This window comes from Paraburkholderia lebeckiae (assembly GCF_050436325.1).
GTDB lineage: Bacteria > Pseudomonadota > Gammaproteobacteria > Burkholderiales > Burkholderiaceae > Paraburkholderia > Paraburkholderia tuberum.
Genome location: NZ_JBNDLZ010000003.1, coordinates 3,888,860 through 3,905,537 on the forward strand (window position 1 = coordinate 3,888,860; position 16,678 = coordinate 3,905,537).

At 64.3% G+C, this 16,678-nt stretch carries 19 protein-coding genes, 1 pseudogene and 1 riboswitch; of the genes and pseudogenes, 10 read left to right on the forward strand and 10 right to left on the reverse strand.

Annotated elements, in window-relative coordinates; translation table 11 throughout:
• Positions 1-38 precede the first annotated feature (38 nt).
• The 5 genes from OKW44_RS35980 to OKW44_RS36000 form a co-directional block, all read right to left on the reverse strand.
• Complete coding sequence (locus OKW44_RS35980) at positions 39-1,637, reverse strand: L-lactate permease (protein WP_018421120.1); 1,599 nt, start codon at positions 1,635-1,637, stop codon at positions 39-41.
• A gap of 295 nt (positions 1,638-1,932) precedes the next feature.
• Positions 1,933-2,412 carry a hypothetical protein gene (locus OKW44_RS35985; RefSeq protein ID WP_018421119.1) on the reverse strand — a complete coding sequence of 160 codons (480 nt, stop codon included), beginning with the start codon at positions 2,410-2,412 and terminating at the stop codon, positions 1,933-1,935.
• 243 nt (positions 2,413-2,655) lie between these two features.
• Positions 2,656-2,880 (reverse strand): YMGG-like glycine zipper-containing protein, encoded by a 225-nt coding sequence (locus OKW44_RS35990; protein WP_018421118.1) that lies wholly within the window; start codon positions 2,878-2,880, stop codon positions 2,656-2,658.
• Positions 2,881-3,024: 144 nt separating this feature from the next.
• Positions 3,025-4,956, reverse strand: coding sequence for a phosphomethylpyrimidine synthase ThiC (thiC, locus tag OKW44_RS35995; RefSeq protein WP_018421117.1), 1,932 nt, complete (start codon positions 4,954-4,956; stop codon positions 3,025-3,027).
• A gap of 88 nt (positions 4,957-5,044) precedes the next feature.
• Positions 5,045-5,162, reverse strand: a riboswitch (TPP riboswitch).
• Between the two features lie 143 nt (positions 5,163-5,305).
• Positions 5,306-5,710 carry a GreA/GreB family elongation factor gene (locus OKW44_RS36000; RefSeq protein ID WP_018421116.1) on the reverse strand — a complete coding sequence of 135 codons (405 nt, stop codon included), beginning with the start codon at positions 5,708-5,710 and terminating at the stop codon, positions 5,306-5,308.
• A gap of 630 nt (positions 5,711-6,340) precedes the next feature.
• Between OKW44_RS36000 and OKW44_RS36005 the strand changes: the two genes are divergently transcribed.
• From OKW44_RS36005 to OKW44_RS36025, 5 genes are all read left to right on the forward strand, one after another.
• Positions 6,341-7,204, forward strand: coding sequence for a DUF1223 domain-containing protein (locus tag OKW44_RS36005; protein ID WP_018421115.1), 864 nt, complete (start codon positions 6,341-6,343; stop codon positions 7,202-7,204).
• A gap of 46 nt (positions 7,205-7,250) precedes the next feature.
• A complete protein-coding gene (locus OKW44_RS36010; protein ID WP_018421114.1) occupies positions 7,251-7,895 on the forward strand; it encodes a cytochrome b/b6 domain-containing protein in 645 nt (214 codons plus the stop codon).
• A gap of 87 nt (positions 7,896-7,982) precedes the next feature.
• Positions 7,983-8,786 carry a molybdopterin-dependent oxidoreductase gene (locus OKW44_RS36015; RefSeq protein WP_018421113.1) on the forward strand — a complete coding sequence of 268 codons (804 nt, stop codon included), beginning with the start codon at positions 7,983-7,985 and terminating at the stop codon, positions 8,784-8,786.
• Between the two features lie 92 nt (positions 8,787-8,878).
• Positions 8,879-9,121 carry a pentapeptide MXKDX repeat protein gene (locus OKW44_RS36020; RefSeq protein WP_018421112.1) on the forward strand — a complete coding sequence of 81 codons (243 nt, stop codon included), beginning with the start codon at positions 8,879-8,881 and terminating at the stop codon, positions 9,119-9,121.
• 436 nt (positions 9,122-9,557) lie between these two features.
• Complete coding sequence (locus OKW44_RS36025; RefSeq protein WP_018421110.1) at positions 9,558-10,487, forward strand: EamA family transporter; 930 nt, start codon at positions 9,558-9,560, stop codon at positions 10,485-10,487.
• A 282-nt stretch (positions 10,488-10,769) separates the two neighbouring features.
• Here the strand turns inward: OKW44_RS36025 and OKW44_RS36030 are convergent, their stop codons facing one another.
• Together OKW44_RS36030 and OKW44_RS36035 are read right to left on the reverse strand one after the other, a co-directional pair.
• Entirely contained in the window at positions 10,770-10,907 is a 138-nt protein-coding gene (locus OKW44_RS36030; RefSeq protein WP_018421109.1) for an entericidin A/B family lipoprotein, read from the reverse strand.
• Positions 10,908-11,125: 218 nt separating this feature from the next.
• Positions 11,126-12,613 (reverse strand): sensor histidine kinase, encoded by a 1,488-nt coding sequence (locus tag OKW44_RS36035; RefSeq protein WP_035471066.1) that lies wholly within the window; start codon positions 12,611-12,613, stop codon positions 11,126-11,128.
• A 192-nt stretch (positions 12,614-12,805) separates the two neighbouring features.
• Here OKW44_RS36035 and OKW44_RS36040 point away from each other — a divergent pair, with 192 nt between their 5' ends.
• Together OKW44_RS36040 and OKW44_RS36045 are read left to right on the forward strand one after the other, a co-directional pair.
• On the forward strand, positions 12,806-12,982 hold the full coding sequence (locus OKW44_RS36040; RefSeq protein WP_026225929.1) for a DUF1328 family protein: 177 nt from the start codon (positions 12,806-12,808) through the stop codon (positions 12,980-12,982).
• 93 nt (positions 12,983-13,075) lie between these two features.
• A complete protein-coding gene (locus OKW44_RS36045) occupies positions 13,076-13,237 on the forward strand; it encodes a DUF1328 domain-containing protein (protein ID WP_012400904.1) in 162 nt (53 codons plus the stop codon).
• On the opposite strand, the gene OKW44_RS36050 is transcribed toward OKW44_RS36045, so the two are convergent.
• The gene (locus OKW44_RS36050) at positions 13,234-13,485 is read right to left on the reverse strand and encodes a hypothetical protein (protein ID WP_162633980.1); all 252 of its coding nucleotides are present in this window, start codon (positions 13,483-13,485) and stop codon (positions 13,234-13,236) included. The genes OKW44_RS36045 and OKW44_RS36050 overlap by 4 nt on opposite strands.
• On the opposite strand from OKW44_RS36050, the gene OKW44_RS36055 reads away from it, so the two are divergent.
• From OKW44_RS36055 to OKW44_RS36065, 3 genes are all read left to right on the forward strand, one after another.
• Entirely contained in the window at positions 13,448-13,993 is a 546-nt protein-coding gene (locus OKW44_RS36055; protein ID WP_018421105.1) for a ferritin-like domain-containing protein, read from the forward strand. The genes OKW44_RS36050 and OKW44_RS36055 overlap by 38 nt on opposite strands.
• A gap of 162 nt (positions 13,994-14,155) precedes the next feature.
• Positions 14,156-14,788 carry a response regulator gene (locus OKW44_RS36060; RefSeq protein WP_018421104.1) on the forward strand — a complete coding sequence of 211 codons (633 nt, stop codon included), beginning with the start codon at positions 14,156-14,158 and terminating at the stop codon, positions 14,786-14,788.
• Positions 14,789-14,808: 20 nt separating this feature from the next.
• Complete coding sequence (locus OKW44_RS36065) at positions 14,809-15,240, forward strand: response regulator (RefSeq protein ID WP_018421103.1); 432 nt, start codon at positions 14,809-14,811, stop codon at positions 15,238-15,240.
• Positions 15,241-15,306: 66 nt separating this feature from the next.
• On the opposite strand, the pseudogene OKW44_RS37040 reads toward OKW44_RS36065, so the two are convergent.
• Positions 15,307-15,429: pseudogene (locus OKW44_RS37040) on the reverse strand (STM2901 family protein); the annotation flags it as partial.
• A gap of 27 nt (positions 15,430-15,456) precedes the next feature.
• On the reverse strand, positions 15,457-16,656 hold the full coding sequence (locus tag OKW44_RS36070; protein ID WP_026225928.1) for an MFS transporter: 1,200 nt from the start codon (positions 16,654-16,656) through the stop codon (positions 15,457-15,459).
• Positions 16,657-16,678 lie beyond the last annotated feature (22 nt).

The following is a 16,678-nucleotide window of genomic DNA, read 5'->3' on the forward strand; positions in this document are numbered from 1 at the left end:
AAAGATGTGAATTGCATTGCGCCGTTACTGGCGCGACCTCAATGCGGAATCATCCATTGCAGGACGTTCTGCTGCGCCCAGACGAGCACGCCGAGCAGCACCGTCAGCAGAATCGAATGTTTGAAGGTCTTGGCGAACACGACGCCTTCCTTGCCCTTCAACTCGGTGGTCGCGACGCCGGTCGCGATGTTCTGCGGCGAGATCATCTTGCCCATCACGCCGCCCGACGAGTTGGTCGCCGCCATCAGCACCGGATTCAGATTGAGCTGGTTGGCCGCGACCACCTGCAGATTGCCGAACAGCGCATTGCCCGACGTATCGCTGCCCGACAGGAACACCGCAACCCAGCCGAGGAACGCCGACACGAGCGGAAACAGCGGCCCGACCGACGCAACGCCGAGACCGAGCGTGTAGGTGAGTCCCGAGTAGTTCATCAGGAAAGCGAGGCCGACGATGGTTGCCACGGTCAGGATCGCGATGCGCGTTTGCACCCACGTATCGGAGATCGCCTTGCCGAACTCGGCGGGCGAGAGCCGTACGACGAACGCGGTGATGAACGCGGCGACGAGGATCGCGGTACCGGTCGCGAGCGGCTGGAAGTCCCAGATCGCGCCGTACGGCGTGTTGTAGAGCGTGATGAACACGGCCTTGTCGAGACCGGGCCACGACACCTTGATGTCGCCGATCGTGAAGATCCTCGCGATCGTCCAGATGATCACGACGACCGACACGATGATCCACGGATACCAGCCCTGTGCGCCGCCGATCTTGCCGCGCACCTCGCTGATGCGATCGACGTTGACCGCGAATTTCGGATCGACGGCGGGTTTCCAGACGCGCAGGAACGCAACGGTGAGGATCAGCGAAACCAGCGAAGACAGCACGTCGGTCAGGCTGTAGTTGACGAAGTTCGAGACGACGAACTGGGTCAGCGCGAAGCTGACGCCCGAGACCAGCAGCACCGGCCAGATCCGCAGCATGTTGCGAAAACCCGCGTACACGCCGATCACATAGAAGGGCAGCAGGACCGCGAAGAAAGGCAATTGCCGCCCGACCATTTTCGCGAGCACGTCGGACGGCAGATGCGTGACCGCGCCGAGCACCGTGATCGGCACGCCGAGCGCGCCGAATGCGACTGGCGCGGTGTTGAAGATCAGCGTGAAGGTCAGCGCTTCGAGCGTCGGAAAGCCGAGCATGATCAGCAGCGAACTCGTGATCGCGACCGGCGTGCCGAAACCCGAAATGCCCTCGAGCAGCGCGCCGAACGAAAAGCCGACCACGACGAGCACGATGCGCCGGTCGTTCGGCAGGTTGTCGATCATCCACAGGCGGAAGGCCTCGAAGCGTCCCGAGCGCTGCGCGATGTTGTACAGCAGGATCGCGGTGAACACGATCCACATCACTGGCCAGATCGCGAACACGACGCCAGCCGCGACCGCGTTGAACGCGAGCCCGACCGGAAACTGCCAGACGAAAATCGCCACGATCAAACCGATGATCAGTCCCGCGAGCGATGCTTGCCACGCGGGTCTACGCGCCCAGCCGAGCAGCGCGAGCACGGCGATGATCGGCAGCGCGGCGACGATGAACGACGGAAAAAGCGAATTGCCAACCGGAGTGAGTAGTTGATGAAACATCACGTCTCCTTCGTTGTTGTGTAATTCGACGCGGGGGATTGCGCATGACGGCGCGTCGCTCTGATTCGGCGGACGCTCACAAGTGGCCTCGACAAAGCGGCGTCGCCCGATTTAAGCGGGTGCTGCATGAAACCTTCTAAGGATAGAGCGCCATATCGGCGCGTCAAGCCGGGAAAGTACGGGCGGGGTATGCGCGGCGGAGGGCGATACGCGCGGAAAAACGACTCTTGAAAAAGCGCGCGCGCCGGCAGTTGAAGTGCCGGCGCGTGCACGCTCCGCGACGAAAGAGGACGGGTCAATGCCAGTGGCCGCCCCCATGGCCGCCCCAATGGCCGCCCCAATAACCGCCAATGCCGATCGCAATCGACGGTCCGTAGTAGGCGGGGTAGCCGTAATAAGCGGGATAAGGATAAGTCGGCGGCGGATAGTAGGCGGGATAAACCGGCGGCGCCGCATACACGGGCGCGGGAACCGCATAACCGGGCGGCATGTCTTGCGGTGCGACCTGCATCTGCGCCTGGGCTTGAGGCGGCTGCTGTTGATCGGTCGTCGGCGCGGTTTGGTCGGCTGTGGTCGCGGGCGCGGTCGAATAGTACGACGGGTAATAGCCGGCGGGATAGTAGCCGGCGGGGTAATAGCAGCCTGCAAAAAAGAGACTCGAGGCGAGCACGCAAATCGCGGTGGCGGGCCGCGCGAACCTCGCGGAAAAACTGGACGAACCGCGTGGCGTCGAGAGGCGCACCACGCAAGGATGGGTGACGACGCGGGACTTCATGGCGTGCTCCTCGATGAACCGATGCCGCCTTGCGCGACGTCGTTATGAGGAGCTTACGCTCTTGCCGCGGCAGCGCTGTGGCAAAACCGCAACCGCATATTTCAGCCTATTTCCACGCGCGTTGTCGGGACGAGGGCGCGCCGCATCCGGCGCCCTCGGCAGTCCGGATCGTGGTCCGAAAAAATCGTTTGCTGTCCTGTATGAACCGTTAGACGCTCATCGGCCGCAACGCTCACTTGCCGCTCACTTGCCGACCTGGTTACCGATGACACCGCCTACCGCGGCGCCGCCCAGCGTCGACCAGCCATTGCCGCCGATCGCCGCGCCAGCAGCGCCGCCGACACCCGCGCCGATCGCGGTGTCGCGGGTACGTGGAGACATGTCGCCGCATGCCGCGAGGCCCGCGACGAGTGAAAGGGCGGCTGCGACCGTACCAAGACGAGTCCCGAGATGACGGATCGATTCCATGATGCTGACTCCGCTCGTTGTTGGAAACAGATGTTTCCTTTTCTCAGCACGCAACGTGCCTGCTCGATGCGGTGGAAAAGAAAAGCCCGCCATGCCGGCGGGCTTCGATACTGCAGTGCTGTTCGCGCGAATCGCGCAACCCGCTTATTGCCGCTGATAAATCTCCGCGCCTTGCTTCATGAACTCGATCGACTTTACTTCCATGCCTTTCTTCAGCGCTTCGTCGTCGGTGACGCCTTGTTGCGCGGCGAACTCGCGTACGTCCTGGGTGATCTTCATCGAGCAGAAGTGCGGGCCGCACATCGAGCAGAAATGCGCGACCTTGGCCGAATCCTTCGGCAGTGTTTCGTCGTGGAATTCGCGCGCCTTGTCCGGGTCGAGACCGAGATTGAACTGGTCTTCCCAGCGGAATTCGAAGCGCGCCTTCGACAGGGCGTTGTCGCGCACCTGCGCACCCGGATGACCCTTCGCGAGATCGGCGGCATGCGCGGCGAGCTTGTATGTGATGATGCCGGTCTTCACGTCGTCCTTGTTCGGCAGACCGAGGTGTTCCTTCGGCGTCACGTAGCACAGCATCGCGGTGCCGAACCAGCCGATCATCGCGGCGCCAATGCCCGACGTGATGTGGTCGTAGCCCGGCGCGATATCGGTGGTCAGCGGCCCGAGCGTGTAGAACGGCGCTTCGTCGCACCAGTCGAGCTGCAGGTCCATGTTTTCCTTGATCAGCTGCATCGGCACATGGCCCGGACCTTCGATCATCACCTGCACGTCGTGCTTCCACGCGATCTGCGTGAGTTCGCCGAGCGTCTTCAGCTCGCCCAGTTGCGCTTCGTCGTTCGCGTCGTAGATCGAGCCGGGACGCAAGCCGTCGCCGAGCGAGAAGGCCACGTCGTAGGCCTTCATGATTTCGCAGATCTCTTCGAAATGCTCGTACAGGAAGCTTTCCTTGTGATGCGCGAGACACCACTTCGCCATGATCGAGCCGCCGCGCGACACGATGCCGGTCATCCGGTTCGCCGTGAGCGGCACATATTGCAGACGCACGCCCGCGTGGATCGTGAAGTAGTCGACGCCTTGCTCGGCCTGCTCGATCAGCGTGTCGCGGAAGATTTCCCAGGTGAGGTCTTCAGCCTTGCCGTTGACCTTTTCGAGCGCCTGATAGATCGGCACCGTGCCGATCGGCACCGGGCTGTTGCGGATGATCCATTCGCGCGTTTCATGAATGTGCTTGCCGGTCGACAGATCCATCACCGTGTCGCCGCCCCAGCGGATCGCCCACGTCATCTTGTCGACTTCCTCGCCGATCGACGATGTCACCGCCGAGTTGCCGATGTTCGCATTGACCTTCACGAGGAAGTTGCGGCCGATGATCATCGGCTCGCTTTCCGGGTGATTGATGTTGTTCGGGATGATCGCGCGGCCGCGCGCGATTTCCTCGCGCACGAATTCCGCGGTGATTTCGGTGAGGCCGTTCGGACCGAACGCGCTCGCGCCGAATGCCTGGCCGGGGTGCTGACGGCCCATCATCGCGGCGAGCTTCGCGCCGTTCGGGCCGCTCGTCTTCAGGGTCTCCAGGTACTCGGCACGGCGCTGGTTTTCGCGAATCGCGATGTATTCCATTTCCGGCGTGATGATGCCTTGCTTCGCGTAGTGCATCTGCGTCACGTTCCTGCCGGCGATCGCGCGGCGCGGCGTGCGATGCAGTCCCGGAAAACGCAGCTGCGCGGTGGCCGGATCGGCGGCGCGCTCGCGGCTGAAGCTGCTCGACAGACCGGTCAGCGGCTCGGTGTCGCCGCGCTCCTCGATCCACGCCTGGCGCAGCGCGGGCAGACCCGCGCGGATGTCGATCTCCGCGTCCGGGTCGGAGTAGGGGCCCGACGTGTCGTACACGTAGATCGGCGGATTCTTTTCGCCGCCGAAGCTGTCGGGCGTGTCGGCCTGCGAGATTTCGCGCATCGGCACGCGGATGTCCGGGCGCGAGCCGCTCACGTAGACCTTGCGCGAATTCGGCAACGGCGCGACGGCCGCCTCGTCCACGTGGGCTTCGGCGGAAATAAACTTCGGATTGGCGTTCATGTAAGTCTCCGTACAAAGTGGGGCGGCTAAGCAGGAGACCGAGATGGAAGTAGTCGGAAATCGCGGAGAGGTGAGGCCCTTGAGGCTGGAGCGAAATCCGTACGCTTCCCTGCGCTGGCATTATCCAGATCAGGTTCAAAGGGTATTTCTCACCCACGCAACACGGACCTCCAGCTCCGCGCTACGCAGGACCCCCGCGTTAGCAGCGCACACGATACACCGCCCGCCCGCGGTTTGGCAACCTGTCTGAATGACTCAAAAAAAACTGGTCCGGATGAAACCAGACATCTCCTATGCTTGATTCGACACCGCATCAGACAAGGCAACTTACAGCGAGGGAACGGCCGGCTTACAGTGAAAAATCGTCGGCGGCTTCAGGCTGATACAGGATTTTGTCGAGCTTGAGCACTTTCTGGTCGCCGCTTGGTGGCGTGAAGCGGACGCTCTCGCCGCGGCGCGCGCCGAGCAGCGCGAGGCCAGCCGGCGAGAACACGTTCAGACGCCCTTGCCCGAAATCGGCGTTGGGCGGATAGACGACGGTCCACGTCATCTGTTCGCCGCTCGCCGTGTCGATCAGCGTCGCTTGCGAGTTCATCGTGACGACGTCGGCGGGGATGTCGTGCGAGTCGACGATCACCGCGCGTTCGAGCACATCGTCGAGCATGTGCTGCAACTTGGCGTCGGCGGCCGCGTATTTCTCGAGGCGGGTCACGTCGAGTTCGGTCAGGTAGCAGGTTTTGATCTTCTTCATCATCAGGACTCCGGATAAGGCGGTCATGGATGGCCGCGTGCAACGACCCATGGGGTGGTCGGCGGATGAGTGGACGAATGGGAGAGCCCGGTGCCCGGCGACGCGGCCCTGGGTAGTGGCGGGCTGCGTCAGCGAGGGCGCCGGGCGGCGTGAAGCGGGACCGTTCGGGACGTCTCGCCGGGGCCGTGCGACGCGACGTCCGCGCGCGCGCACTCGCCTGCGCGGCATGGGCGCAAGCGGGCGAGAGCACGGAAAGTCGGACGACGCAGAGAAGTCACGGGCAAAACGACCAGGTGTTGGGGACGAGCGATCGAGAGGTGCCGGGCGACAAAGCGTGAGGCCGCGCGGCAGCAGCGAGACGAAAGCTTAATGTTAGCACGCTGTCTCACGCAGCTCCGTTTGCGACGTCGCGCCCGTCGATTGACCGTTTTTGTGCGGTGCGAGAGGAAAGCGGTGTGGTCCGCATTGCGTTCAAGCCAGTCAGAGGATTGCCGTTTGACGGTGGTGGTCAGTTACGACTGAGTCGCGGGCGAGCTTTGGCTGGCTTATCCCACGCCGGAAAAAAATTAAAAGAGGCTTGTCATAACCGGCCGCGCGGTTCGACAAACGTGCAGATTACGATCGGAGCACGTCATGTCGACCGCGCACAATCGCTCGATACTTCAGCGCTTTACGACTTTTTCGACGCCCGCCGTCGGCCTCGCGCTTTTTCTGCTGAGCGGTTCTGGCGTAAGTGCGGCCGACGCGGCCGGGCCCCTGTGCGCCACGCACAGCCCCGCGCACCGCGTCGCGCTCGTCGAGCTGTACAGCAGCGAAGGCTGCGATAGCTGCCCGCCCGCCGACCGCTGGCTCAGTCAATGGAAAAGCGACGGTGCCGCGCACGGCATCGTGCCGCTCGCGCTGCACGTCGACTACTGGAACAGCCTCGGCTGGACCGACCGCTTTTCCCAGCATCGCTTCACCGAACGTCAGCAAACGCTGACGCGTCTCGCGGGCGCGCACACGCTCTATACGCCGGAAGTGTTCGTCGCGGGCCGCGAGCTGCGCGACTGGTCGCAACGCGACAGTTTCGAGCGCCGCATCGCCGAGCTCGTCGCCGAACCCGCCCAGGCGAGCGTCGCACTTGCGCTGAGCCCGCGTGCGCCCGGCGCGTTCGATGTCGATGCGCAGTTCAGCACGACGCCAACTGCCACCACGGGTGCGTCGAGCGCCTATCTCGCGGTCTATGAAAACGCGCTGACGACGCAGGTCGGCGCGGGCGAAAACCGCGGCGCGACGCTGCATCACGAGCGCGTCGTGCGCGCCTGGTTCGGGCCCGTGCCGCTCGTCTCCGGTCACGCGCGGATTCATCAGGACATCGATGTACACGCTGCGAGCGTCGATGCGCAAGCCGATCCGAGCGCCAACGCCGCCGACCGCTTCGGCGTGGTAGCGTTTGTCGAAAGCGACACGAGCGGCGACGTGCTGCAAGCGACCGACCTTCCCGCGTGCCGTTGATCGACATCGCGCGCCGCATTCTCCACCGCTACCTGAGGAGAGCCCCATGGCCACACCCCACGCCTTGCGCCCCGGCGCACCCGCCGCGCCCGCCGCACCGAAGCGCGGCGTCATTCACCCGCTGTGGCTGCGCATCACGCATTGGCTGAATGCGCTCGCGGCGATCGTGATGATGCTGTCGGGCTGGCGCATCTACGACGCGTCGCCGATCTTTCCAGCGTTCAGCTTCCCGACCGCGATCACGCTGGGCGGCTGGCTCGGCGGCGCGCTGCAATGGCACTTCGCGGCGATGTGGCTGCTGGTGTTCAACGGTCTCATGTATATCGCGCTGAATCTCGCGAGCGGGCGTTTCGTGCGCAAGTTCCTGCCGCTGACGCCGCGCGCGGTACTGCGCGATTTCATCGCCGCCTTGCGCGGGAAGCTGTCGCACGACGATCTGCGCGTCTACAACGCGGTGCAGAAATTTGCCTACCTGTTCGCGATCGTCGATCTGATCGTGCTCGTGCTATCGGGGCTCGCGATCTGGAAGTCAGTTCAGTTTCCGCTGCTGCGCGAACTGATGGGCGGCTACGACAACGCGCGCATCGTGCACTTCAGCGCGATGTCGCTGCTGGCCGCGTTTCTTGCGGTGCATCTGGCGATGGTGGCGCTCGTGCCGCGCTCGCTGCTCGCGATGCTGCGCGGACGTTGAGCCGCGGCTACCCACGCTCATGCTCACGCTCATGCTCACGCTCACGCTCATGAAAACGCAACGCGAATTCCAAACGGATACCGAATCATGAACAAGCCGATAGAGAAACCAGCGGACCCATCCACACATCGTGTTAGTCACAAGCTCGACCGCGCATCGATCCTGCTCGATGCGAAGCGCGAACTGGCGATGCCGTCGCGACGCCTGTTCGGCAAGCAACTCGTGACGCTCGGCGGCCTGTCGATGCTGACCGGCTGCTCGCTGACCGACGACGCTTCCGTGAACCGTTTCCTGACCGCCGTGTCGCGGCTGAACGATCGCGCGCAGGCCGCGCTGTTCGATCCGAAGCAGCTCGCGCCGACCTACACCGAAGCGCAGATCACGCGGCCGTTTCCATTTAACGCGTACTACGGCATCGACGACGTGCCGCACGTCGACGGCTCAGATTATCAATTGAAGCTGAGCGGTCTCGTAACCGGCCAGCGCGTGTGGACGCTGCCCGAGCTGTACGCGCTGCCTCACGCGGAGCAGATCACGCGACATATCTGCGTCGAAGGCTGGAGCGCGATCGGCCGGTGGGGCGGCACGCCATTCCGCGATTTTCTGCGGCGCGTCGGCGCGGACACGACGGCGAAGTACGTCGGCTTCAAATGCGCGGACGACTACTTCGAAAGCATCGACATGCCGACCGCTTTGCATCCGCAAACGCTGCTGACGTTTTCCTACGACGGCGAACGGCTGCCCGCGAAATACGGCTACCCGATGAAGCTGCGCATGCCGACCAAGCTCGGCTACAAGAATCCGAAGCACATCGTCGAAATATTCGTCACCAACACGTATCCCGGCGGCTATTGGGTCGACCAGGGCTACAACTGGTTCGGAGGCTCCTGACGCATGCGGGCGCACGCGCGCTTGCGGCAGCGGCTTCGGAAGCACGCCGGCTCTCGCCGGCTTCGATTCATCCACCACCAAGGAGTCATCCCATGAAGAAGATTGCAGTTACCACGATCGCGTTGTTGATGCTGGCAAGCGGCGGCACGGCCTTCGCGCAGGCGAGCGGCGCGATGTCCAACGATGAGATGTCGAAGAATGCGATGTCGAAAGATTCGATGTCCAAAGACAGCATGTCGAAGGACGGCACGAAAAAGGACACGATGAAGCACGACTCGATGAAAAAGGGCGGCGACGCGATGAAGCACGAGGCGTCGGGCACGATGGGCAACTGAGTCGGCGCCGAGGGCGCTTAGCGATCCTTTCGATGCATGGCCGCGCATCGAAAGGATCCGACACTGACCGCAAGCCGGGGATGCGTCCCCGGCTTTTCTGTTGCGGGAAACCAAAAAGTTACGATTCTGTCGCGTGGCGTTCTCGGCGCTTACTGCATAATGCGGTGCGCGCCGCGGCTTTGCCAACCTTGCCGCCGCGCAGCGCGGCCGCGTTGCATCGTGTCGTTCTGACCGGCGCGGCCGCCACCGCCGTTTCTGGCGCTTCCGGCGCCGCCCATCGTCTTACCGTTCCACCGACATGTCCGCCAGCCTCGCCCGTCCGACCGCATCGCCGATGCGGTGCCCGCCATCCCGCCCGAAAGGTATCGACGCAGGCTCGGCGCCTCGCGGGCATCGAGCGCATCGCGCGGGTCGAGTGGCGACGGCGGGCTGAAGCATGTCGCTGCAACGTTCGGCTTTTTCTCCGCGCGGCTGGCCGCTGCGTCTGCCGCAGTCGCGCAACGGGCGGATCGCGCTCGCGCTTGCCGTCGTCTATCTGGTGTGGGGCTCGACGTACCTGGGCGTGCACGTCGCGCTCGGCTCGTTCCCGCCGCTGCTGATGTCGGGCTTGCGCAACCTGTTCGCCGGCATCGGTCTGTTCGTGTTCGCCGCGCGCCGCAAGCCGATCTGGCCGAGCTTCGCCGAAATCCGCAACGCGGGCCTCGTCGGCACGATGCTGGTGGGTCTGTCGAGCGGCATGCTCGCCTACGGCATGCGCACGGTCGGCACCGGCACCGCGGCCGTGATGGTCGCGACCGTGCCGCTGTTCGCGACCGTGATCGCGGCCGTCGCCGGACGCAAGATCGGCCGCGGCGAATGGTTTGCGGTCGGGCTAGGGCTCGCCGGCATCGTGATTCTGAGTCACGGCGACAGCACGCCGGGCTCGACGGGCGGCAGTCTCGCGATTCTGTGCGGCGCGCTGTTCTGGGCCGGCGGCGCGCATCTGGCCGGACAGCTGAAGCTGCCGTCGGACCTGTTTCTGTCGACCTCGCTGCAGATCGGCCTCGGCGGCGCGATGTCGACGCTGGTCGCGTGGGTGTCGGGCGAGCGGATGCTCGAGCTGCATTTTCTGCCTCTCGTCGCGTTCCTGTATCTGATGTTGATTGGGACGATGGCGGCGTACGTCGCGTACGGTTATCTGATTCGCCACACGAGCCCGATCATCGCGAGCAGCTGCATGTACGTGAATCCGGTCGTCGCGGTCGCGCTGGGCGCGCTGCTGCTCGGCGAGCCGGTCACCCGCTCGACGGTAATCGCGACGATCGTGATTCTGATCAGCGTCGGGATGTCTTTCTGGTTCGATTACCGGAAGAAGCGCAGCGCCTGATAGCGGCGCGGTTCTCATCGAACCGATGCCGGCAATCGCCGGCCGCCGCGGCACGATGCCGGTCGCGACGTTGGTAAGACATGCAGGGACCGTGTAAGTGGGGGCCGCACGAACGATACACCGCGCGCCGGGCGGGACGGCACGGCGATCCGCGAGGGTGGGTCGCCGTGCCGTTTCGTCGCGTTCTGAAAACGTGTCGCGTCGAGTGCCAGCCAGCACGCAAAAAAAGCCCGCCGCAGCATTCCGCGACGGGCTTTGCAAATCCTGCTGCCATGTGCCGGCTTATTTCGCCTTATCCGCCTCGTTCGTGATGGCGTGGCCGCCCTTCGAAATATCTTCGCCGGCGCCCGCCATCGTGTTGCAGCCGGTGACAAGCATGGCGGTTCCTGCAAGCACAAGCAAAGCGATCAGTCGAGTCATGAAACTTCTCCTTGTCGAGAATGCATCGGTTGATGTCGTCCGACCGGGGCCATGCCAGTCGATCAGGTCTGGACCCGGTTTCGAACCGGCCTGATTGCATGGTAAAAAAAGGGCGGGGGCGGCGCTGTCGGCCGTGCCGCGATTTTGTTGTAGGCGTGCTCCGGTGTTTGCGTCGGCGCACTCCTACAACGGCTTGGGGGCGCTGCGGCGAGCGTCTGTCAGACGGGGCTTTGCGACGAAGTGGGCGGCGTGGCCGGCGACGTCAGCGGCTGATCGACCGAAGGCGTCGCGGCGCTCGCGCTCGGCATCACGACGTCGATGTCGGTGCCGTTTTGCGCGCCACGGCGGATGTCGAAGCGCCCGCCATGCGCGGCCACGCGCTGACGCATGCCGAGCAGGCCGTGCGTATGTGTGCGCTTCAGGTCGGCCGGCATGATGCCGACGCCGTTGTCCGCGATATGCAGCGCGACCTCGCCGTCGCCGACCCGCAATGCGATTCCGACCTTCGAGGCCCGCGCGTACTTGGCGGCGTTCGTCAGCGATTCCTGCGCGACCCGAAACAGCGCGATTTCGGTCTGCTCGTCGAGCTGGATATCGTCGGCGGGAAGGTGCAGATCGAGCGTCCAGTTGTTGCGCTGCGCGGCTTCGTCGGCGAGCGTGCGCAGCGCGGTAACGAGCCCGAAATTGGCCAACACGGTCGGCCGCATGTCCTCGATGATGCGCCGCTTCAACGCGATGCCCTGGTCGAGATTGGCGAGCGCGCGCTGCAGCTTGTCGGCGATGTCCGGCTCGCTGTCCTTCAGCTTGCGGCGCGCCCATGCGACGTCCATCCGGCATGCGGTCAGAATCGCGCCGAGCTCGTCGTGCAACTCGCGCGCGAGCTGGGTCTTTTCGTTTTCGCTGACCGCCTGCAGATGCCAGCCGAGCGCTTCGAGCTGCCGCGTGCGCTCGTTGACGAGCTGGTCGAGTTCCTCCTGCTGCGTGATCAACTGACGCTGCGCGCGCGCCTGCCGGTCGATCTGGATGCCGAGATTGCGAAACAGCAGGATGAACAGCACGATGTTCAGCGCCGACAGACCCGCCGCGCACAGCGTCGACAGCCGCTGATCGGCGCGGCTCGCGGCCAGCGCGTGCTGAGCGCGGCGCTCCTCGTTGTCGCGCAGCAGCGTGAGCGTACTGTCGATCAGTGACGCGTCCGCCGGATTGACGTCGCTCGCGGGCCCGCATGCGCCGAGATCGAGCGGATGCGGCGCGGCGTGCTGCATCGCGGCGGCGCCCGCACCGATGCGCGCGTCGATTAGCGCGAGAATCTGCGTGAAGCTCGCGAGTTCCGCGCTGTCCGCGCGGCCGCCGCGATAGAAGTGGTCCAACTGCTGCGTGGTGTCGCGGATGCGCGCGGCGCTCGCGCAGAACGCGTGGGCAGATGCGTCGTCCTTCGTCAGAAGAAACTGGTTTTGTTGCGCGGTGAGGCGCGACAGATCGCTCGCGAGTGTGCTCAGTCGCACGGTGACGTCGCGCGCTTCAAGCGCGGTCTCATACTCGGCGGTGATGCGCTGACGCGCGGTCTCCAGAATCACGAGGCCTCCCACCGTGATCACGATCGCCACGGTCATCGCGATCGCCCAGCTGCGATTGCGCATCCAGTCGGCAAGCCGCGCCGTGGCGCGCGCGCCAGGTTGTTCCGGCGGGTTCTGCAGATTCGACACTTCCGGCTCCAGAAAGAGGGCATCGACTCCGGCATCGACTCCAGCATCGTGCGAAGCCGCGCGCGTAATATCGTCGTAATCCAATGTAAGCGGATTCTCACACGAAAAACGGCGAGCGTCGGAATGCGCGCGGCGCCGCGCATCGATAGCATGGACCCGATCGTTCATGCAATGTTTCGGGAGGAAGCCATCATGTTGAAGTGGGCACTGTTCTTCGCGATCGTCGCGGTGATCGCCGGTCTTCTCGGCTTCACCGGCATCGCGGCCGGCGCGGCGGCGATCGCGAAGTTCCTGTTCTTCGTCTTTGTCGTGCTGTGCGTGGTGTTCCTCGTACTGGGCTTCGTCGTGACGAAGAAAACGATCGATTAGCGCGGCCATCGCAGTGGCGGCAAGCCGCGCCCCCACAGCAGGCGAGCGATTTGCTGGTAGTCGATTGGAAGGCCAACAAAAGGGAGAAATGCCATGCTTCACTATGCTCTCGTCTTCTTCGTGATTGCGATCATCGCAGCCGTGTTCGGCTTTACCGGCATCGCGGCCGGCGCGGCCGAAATCGCGAAGATCCTGTTCTACATCTTCCTCGTCGTGTTCGTGGTCACGTTGCTGCTCGGCGTGTTTCGAACCTAGCCGCGCGAGCCGGATGAACGCAACATGAGGTAGGCAGCGAAGTACGCAATACGTAGGAACAGGTAGTCAACAAGGCGCGTGAACGCGCGGCGCTTGAATCCCCGATTGAGGCGACCGAGTTCGAAACGCGCCGTGATTCCACCCTCGGCGCATCGGGCGCGATTCGTGCTGATGCGCGATTCACCCAATACCGGATAAAGGAGAAGTTCGATGGCGAAGCAATCTGGCGACACGTTCGTGATGGACATCAGGAAGATCCGCGAGGACGCGCGCAAGCATATGTCGGATGGTCCGGTCACGCAGAGCTATGGCGCGAATCGCGAGACGGTGCTCAAGCTGCTCAACGACGCGCTCGCCACCGAGATCGTCTGCACGCTGCGCTACAAGCGCCATTACTTCATGGCGAAGGGCATCAATTCGGAAGCGGTCGCGAGGGAATTCGCCGAGCACGCAACCGAGGAGCAGGAGCACGCCGATCGCATCGCCGAGCGCATCGTGCAGCTTGGCGGCGAACCGGATTTCGCGCCGGACGGCATCAAGGCACGCGCGCATTCGGAATACAAGGAAGGCACCGATCTGACCGACATGATTCGCGAGAACCTGATCGCGGAGCGCATCGCGATCGACACGTACCGCGAGATCGTACGGTATCTCGGCGAGAAGGACGTGACCACGCGCCGGCTGTTCGAGGAGATTCTCGCGGTCGAAGAAGAGCATGCCGACGATATGGCGGATCTGCTCGCGGGGCGAGAGTAGCGCACCAGGCGACAGGGAAGCGTCGACGGACCGGGTCGCGGGCGAACTCGGGAATGCCGGTGGCTGCGGTGCGAAGCCGCCCTCGCGTTCCGCGTCCAGCCGTGGCCCCGGATCATTACAATGTCCGCATCGGAGCGACTCCCTTTGCACGGAACCCAACCGATGATTCGAGTGCTGATAGCTGACGATCATGCGATCGTTCGAGGTGGTTTCAGACAGTTCGTCGCCGACGAGCCGGACATGTGCGTCGCCGCCGAGGCCGCCACCGGCGAGGAAGCGATCTGCCTCGTGCGCGAGCAGGCATTCGACGTCGTGCTGCTCGACATCGCGATGCCGGACAAGAACGGCATCGACACCTTGCGTGTGATCAGGCAGGTGCGTCCCGAGCAGGGCGTGCTGATCCTGTCGGGCTACCCCGAGAGCCAGTACGCGATCAATCTGCTGCGCGCGGGCGCGAACGGCTATCTGAACAAGGACTGCGAGCCGGAGGAAATCGTGCGCGCGATCCGCTCGGTCGCGCGCGGGCATCGCTATCTGTCGGAGGCGGTCGCCGACGCGCTTGCCGACAATCTCGACAAGCCTGCCGCGGGGCGTCCGCATGAAGCGCTGTCGGAGCGCGAATTCCAGATCTTCTGCAAGCTCGCGGCCGGCCAGTTGCCGACCGAGATTGCCGAAGAGCTGCATCTGTCGGTCAAAACGGTGAGCACGTATCGCGCGCGGGTGCTCGAGAAGATGCGTCTCGCGAACAACTCGGACCTCACGTATTACGCGATCAAGAATGGCCTGATCGAATGACGGACGATCGAGATATCCCGATGAACAGCGAACCGAACCCCGCTACCGAGTCAGCCAGCCGCGCGCCGTTGCGCGTGCTGCTGATCGAGGATTCGCCGCTGATCCGCCGCAGCCTCGTGGAGGCGATCGATGCGTCGGGCCTGCTGCGCGTGGCCGCCTATGCCGATTCCGCCGATCAGGCGATCGCGCTGCTCGGCGACGAAGCGTTCGACGCGGTGATCGTCGATTTGCAGCTGAAGCAGGGCTCGGGCGTGCCGGTGCTCGCGTATCTGCAGCGCGAGGGGCTGATCGATTCGATGTTCGCGGCGGTGCTGACCAATCACGCGTTGCCCGCGTACCGCGAGCGCTGCGAGCAGTATGGCGTGCGGCACTTTTACGACAAATCGTTCGAGTTCGATCGCGTGCTCGATGCGCTGCATGAGTATGCGTTGGGGCGGGGTGGCGGGGTGTAACGACTCGACCGGCGGGAGTGCGCATTTCGCGGATGAACCGAGCGAGATCGAGCCACGTGTCGTTCATTACAGACGATCCTCCGGTTTCACCGGGCGGTTATATGCATTGATCGTCTCGCAGCTGATTATTGCCACGTCAGATGCGGTGACTATCCACCCCACTGCGGGAATTGCTCGACCGACGAATACGCCGAGATGGCGCTGGTCAGCCTGATATCAATGCCCAGCCCGCGCCGGCAACCGCAAATGATTCCACGCGCCGAGCCCGGCAAACGCGATCCCCGCGATAGTCACGCCGACCCACCCGAACACCGGCCACACGATCGCGCCGACACCCGAGCCCAGCGCCCCGCCGATGAAATACGCGACCATGTACACGGTATTCACGCGGCTGCGCGCATCGGGCTTCAAGGCGTAGATGCGCGACTGATTCGAAATCTGCGCGGCCTGCACGCCGATGTCGAGAACGATCACGCCGACCACGAGGCCAGCGATGCTCTTCGCCGAAGCGCCGAAAATCACGAACGCGATCACGACCAGCACGAGCGACACGGTGATGATGGCGCGCGGTCCACGCCGATCGGCGAACTTGCCGGCGAGCGGCGCGGCCAGCGCGCCGGCCGCGCCGACGATACCGAACAGCCCCGCCGCCTGCGGCCCGAGATGAAACGGCGCGCCCGCGAGCAGCAGCGCGAGCACCGACCAGAAAATGCTGAACGCGCCGAACAACGCCGCACCGGTCAGCGACGCCTCGCGCAGCGCGCGATGCTCGGTGACCAGGTGCCACATCGACACGAGCAGCTTGCCGTACGGCAACGTCGAGGTGGGCTGACTCTTCGGCAAACGCAAAACGATGACGACCGCGAGCGCGAGCAGCGCGACGACGGATGCGCCAAACACCGCGCGCCAGCCGAAGTATTCGGCGACGATGCCCGCCGCGGTCCGCGCGAGCAGGATGCCGAGCAGCAGGCCGCTCATCACGGTGCCGACCGCATGGCCGCGCTCGGATGGCGGCGCGAGTTCGGCCGCGAAGGGCACCGCCTGTTGCGCGATCGTCGCGAGCACGCCGATCGCGAGACTCGTGACGATCAGCACCGCGAGCGTCGGCGCCGACGCTGCGACGATAAGCGCGACGCACATGCCGGCGATCTGCAGCAGGATCAGCAGACGCCGGTCGAAGCGATCGCCGAGCGGCGCGAGCAGCAGCATGCCGGCGGCGTAGCCGAGCTGCGTGACGGCCGGCACCGCGCCGACCCATGACGCGCTGTCCGGAAACGACTGGCGGAAGTTGTCGAGCAACGGCTGGTTGAAATAGATGTTCGCGACCGAGATACCGGCGATCGTCGCTAGCAGCAGCAAGACGCCGCGCAACGACCGGGCGGAGGAAGCGGAAGTGGAAGCGTCGGAAGTGGACATGACAGGGGCGGATCGACGGACC

What these genes read in the sequence shown, in the direction of transcription:
- OKW44_RS36065 (WP_018421103.1), top strand. Translation starts at nt 14,809, where the DNA reads ATGAACAGCGAACCGAACCCCGCTACCGAGTCAGCCAGCCGCGCGCCG.
- OKW44_RS35985 (WP_018421119.1), bottom strand. Translation starts at nt 2,412, where the DNA reads ATGAAGTCCCGCGTCGTCACCCATCCTTGCGTGGTGCGCCTCTCGACG.
- OKW44_RS36000 (WP_018421116.1), bottom strand. Translation starts at nt 5,710, where the DNA reads ATGATGAAGAAGATCAAAACCTGCTACCTGACCGAACTCGACGTGACC.
- OKW44_RS36060 (WP_018421104.1), top strand. Translation starts at nt 14,156, where the DNA reads ATGATTCGAGTGCTGATAGCTGACGATCATGCGATCGTTCGAGGTGGT.
- OKW44_RS36020 (WP_018421112.1), top strand. Translation starts at nt 8,879, where the DNA reads ATGAAGAAGATTGCAGTTACCACGATCGCGTTGTTGATGCTGGCAAGC.
- OKW44_RS36015 (WP_018421113.1), top strand. Translation starts at nt 7,983, where the DNA reads ATGAACAAGCCGATAGAGAAACCAGCGGACCCATCCACACATCGTGTT.
- OKW44_RS36070 (WP_026225928.1), bottom strand. Translation starts at nt 16,656, where the DNA reads ATGTCCACTTCCGACGCTTCCACTTCCGCTTCCTCCGCCCGGTCGTTG.
- OKW44_RS35980 (WP_018421120.1), bottom strand. Translation starts at nt 1,637, where the DNA reads ATGTTTCATCAACTACTCACTCCGGTTGGCAATTCGCTTTTTCCGTCG.
- OKW44_RS36005 (WP_018421115.1), top strand. Translation starts at nt 6,341, where the DNA reads ATGTCGACCGCGCACAATCGCTCGATACTTCAGCGCTTTACGACTTTT.
- OKW44_RS35990 (WP_018421118.1), bottom strand. Translation starts at nt 2,880, where the DNA reads ATGGAATCGATCCGTCATCTCGGGACTCGTCTTGGTACGGTCGCAGCC.
- OKW44_RS36050 (WP_162633980.1), bottom strand. Translation starts at nt 13,485, where the DNA reads ATGTCCATCACGAACGTGTCGCCAGATTGCTTCGCCATCGAACTTCTC.
- OKW44_RS36040 (WP_026225929.1), top strand. Translation starts at nt 12,806, where the DNA reads ATGTTGAAGTGGGCACTGTTCTTCGCGATCGTCGCGGTGATCGCCGGT.
- OKW44_RS36045 (WP_012400904.1), top strand. Translation starts at nt 13,076, where the DNA reads ATGCTTCACTATGCTCTCGTCTTCTTCGTGATTGCGATCATCGCAGCC.
- OKW44_RS36055 (WP_018421105.1), top strand. Translation starts at nt 13,448, where the DNA reads ATGGCGAAGCAATCTGGCGACACGTTCGTGATGGACATCAGGAAGATC.
- thiC (WP_018421117.1), bottom strand. Translation starts at nt 4,956, where the DNA reads ATGAACGCCAATCCGAAGTTTATTTCCGCCGAAGCCCACGTGGACGAG.
- OKW44_RS36025 (WP_018421110.1), top strand. Translation starts at nt 9,558, where the DNA reads ATGTCGCTGCAACGTTCGGCTTTTTCTCCGCGCGGCTGGCCGCTGCGT.
- OKW44_RS36030 (WP_018421109.1), bottom strand. Translation starts at nt 10,907, where the DNA reads ATGACTCGACTGATCGCTTTGCTTGTGCTTGCAGGAACCGCCATGCTT.
- OKW44_RS36010 (WP_018421114.1), top strand. Translation starts at nt 7,251, where the DNA reads ATGGCCACACCCCACGCCTTGCGCCCCGGCGCACCCGCCGCGCCCGCC.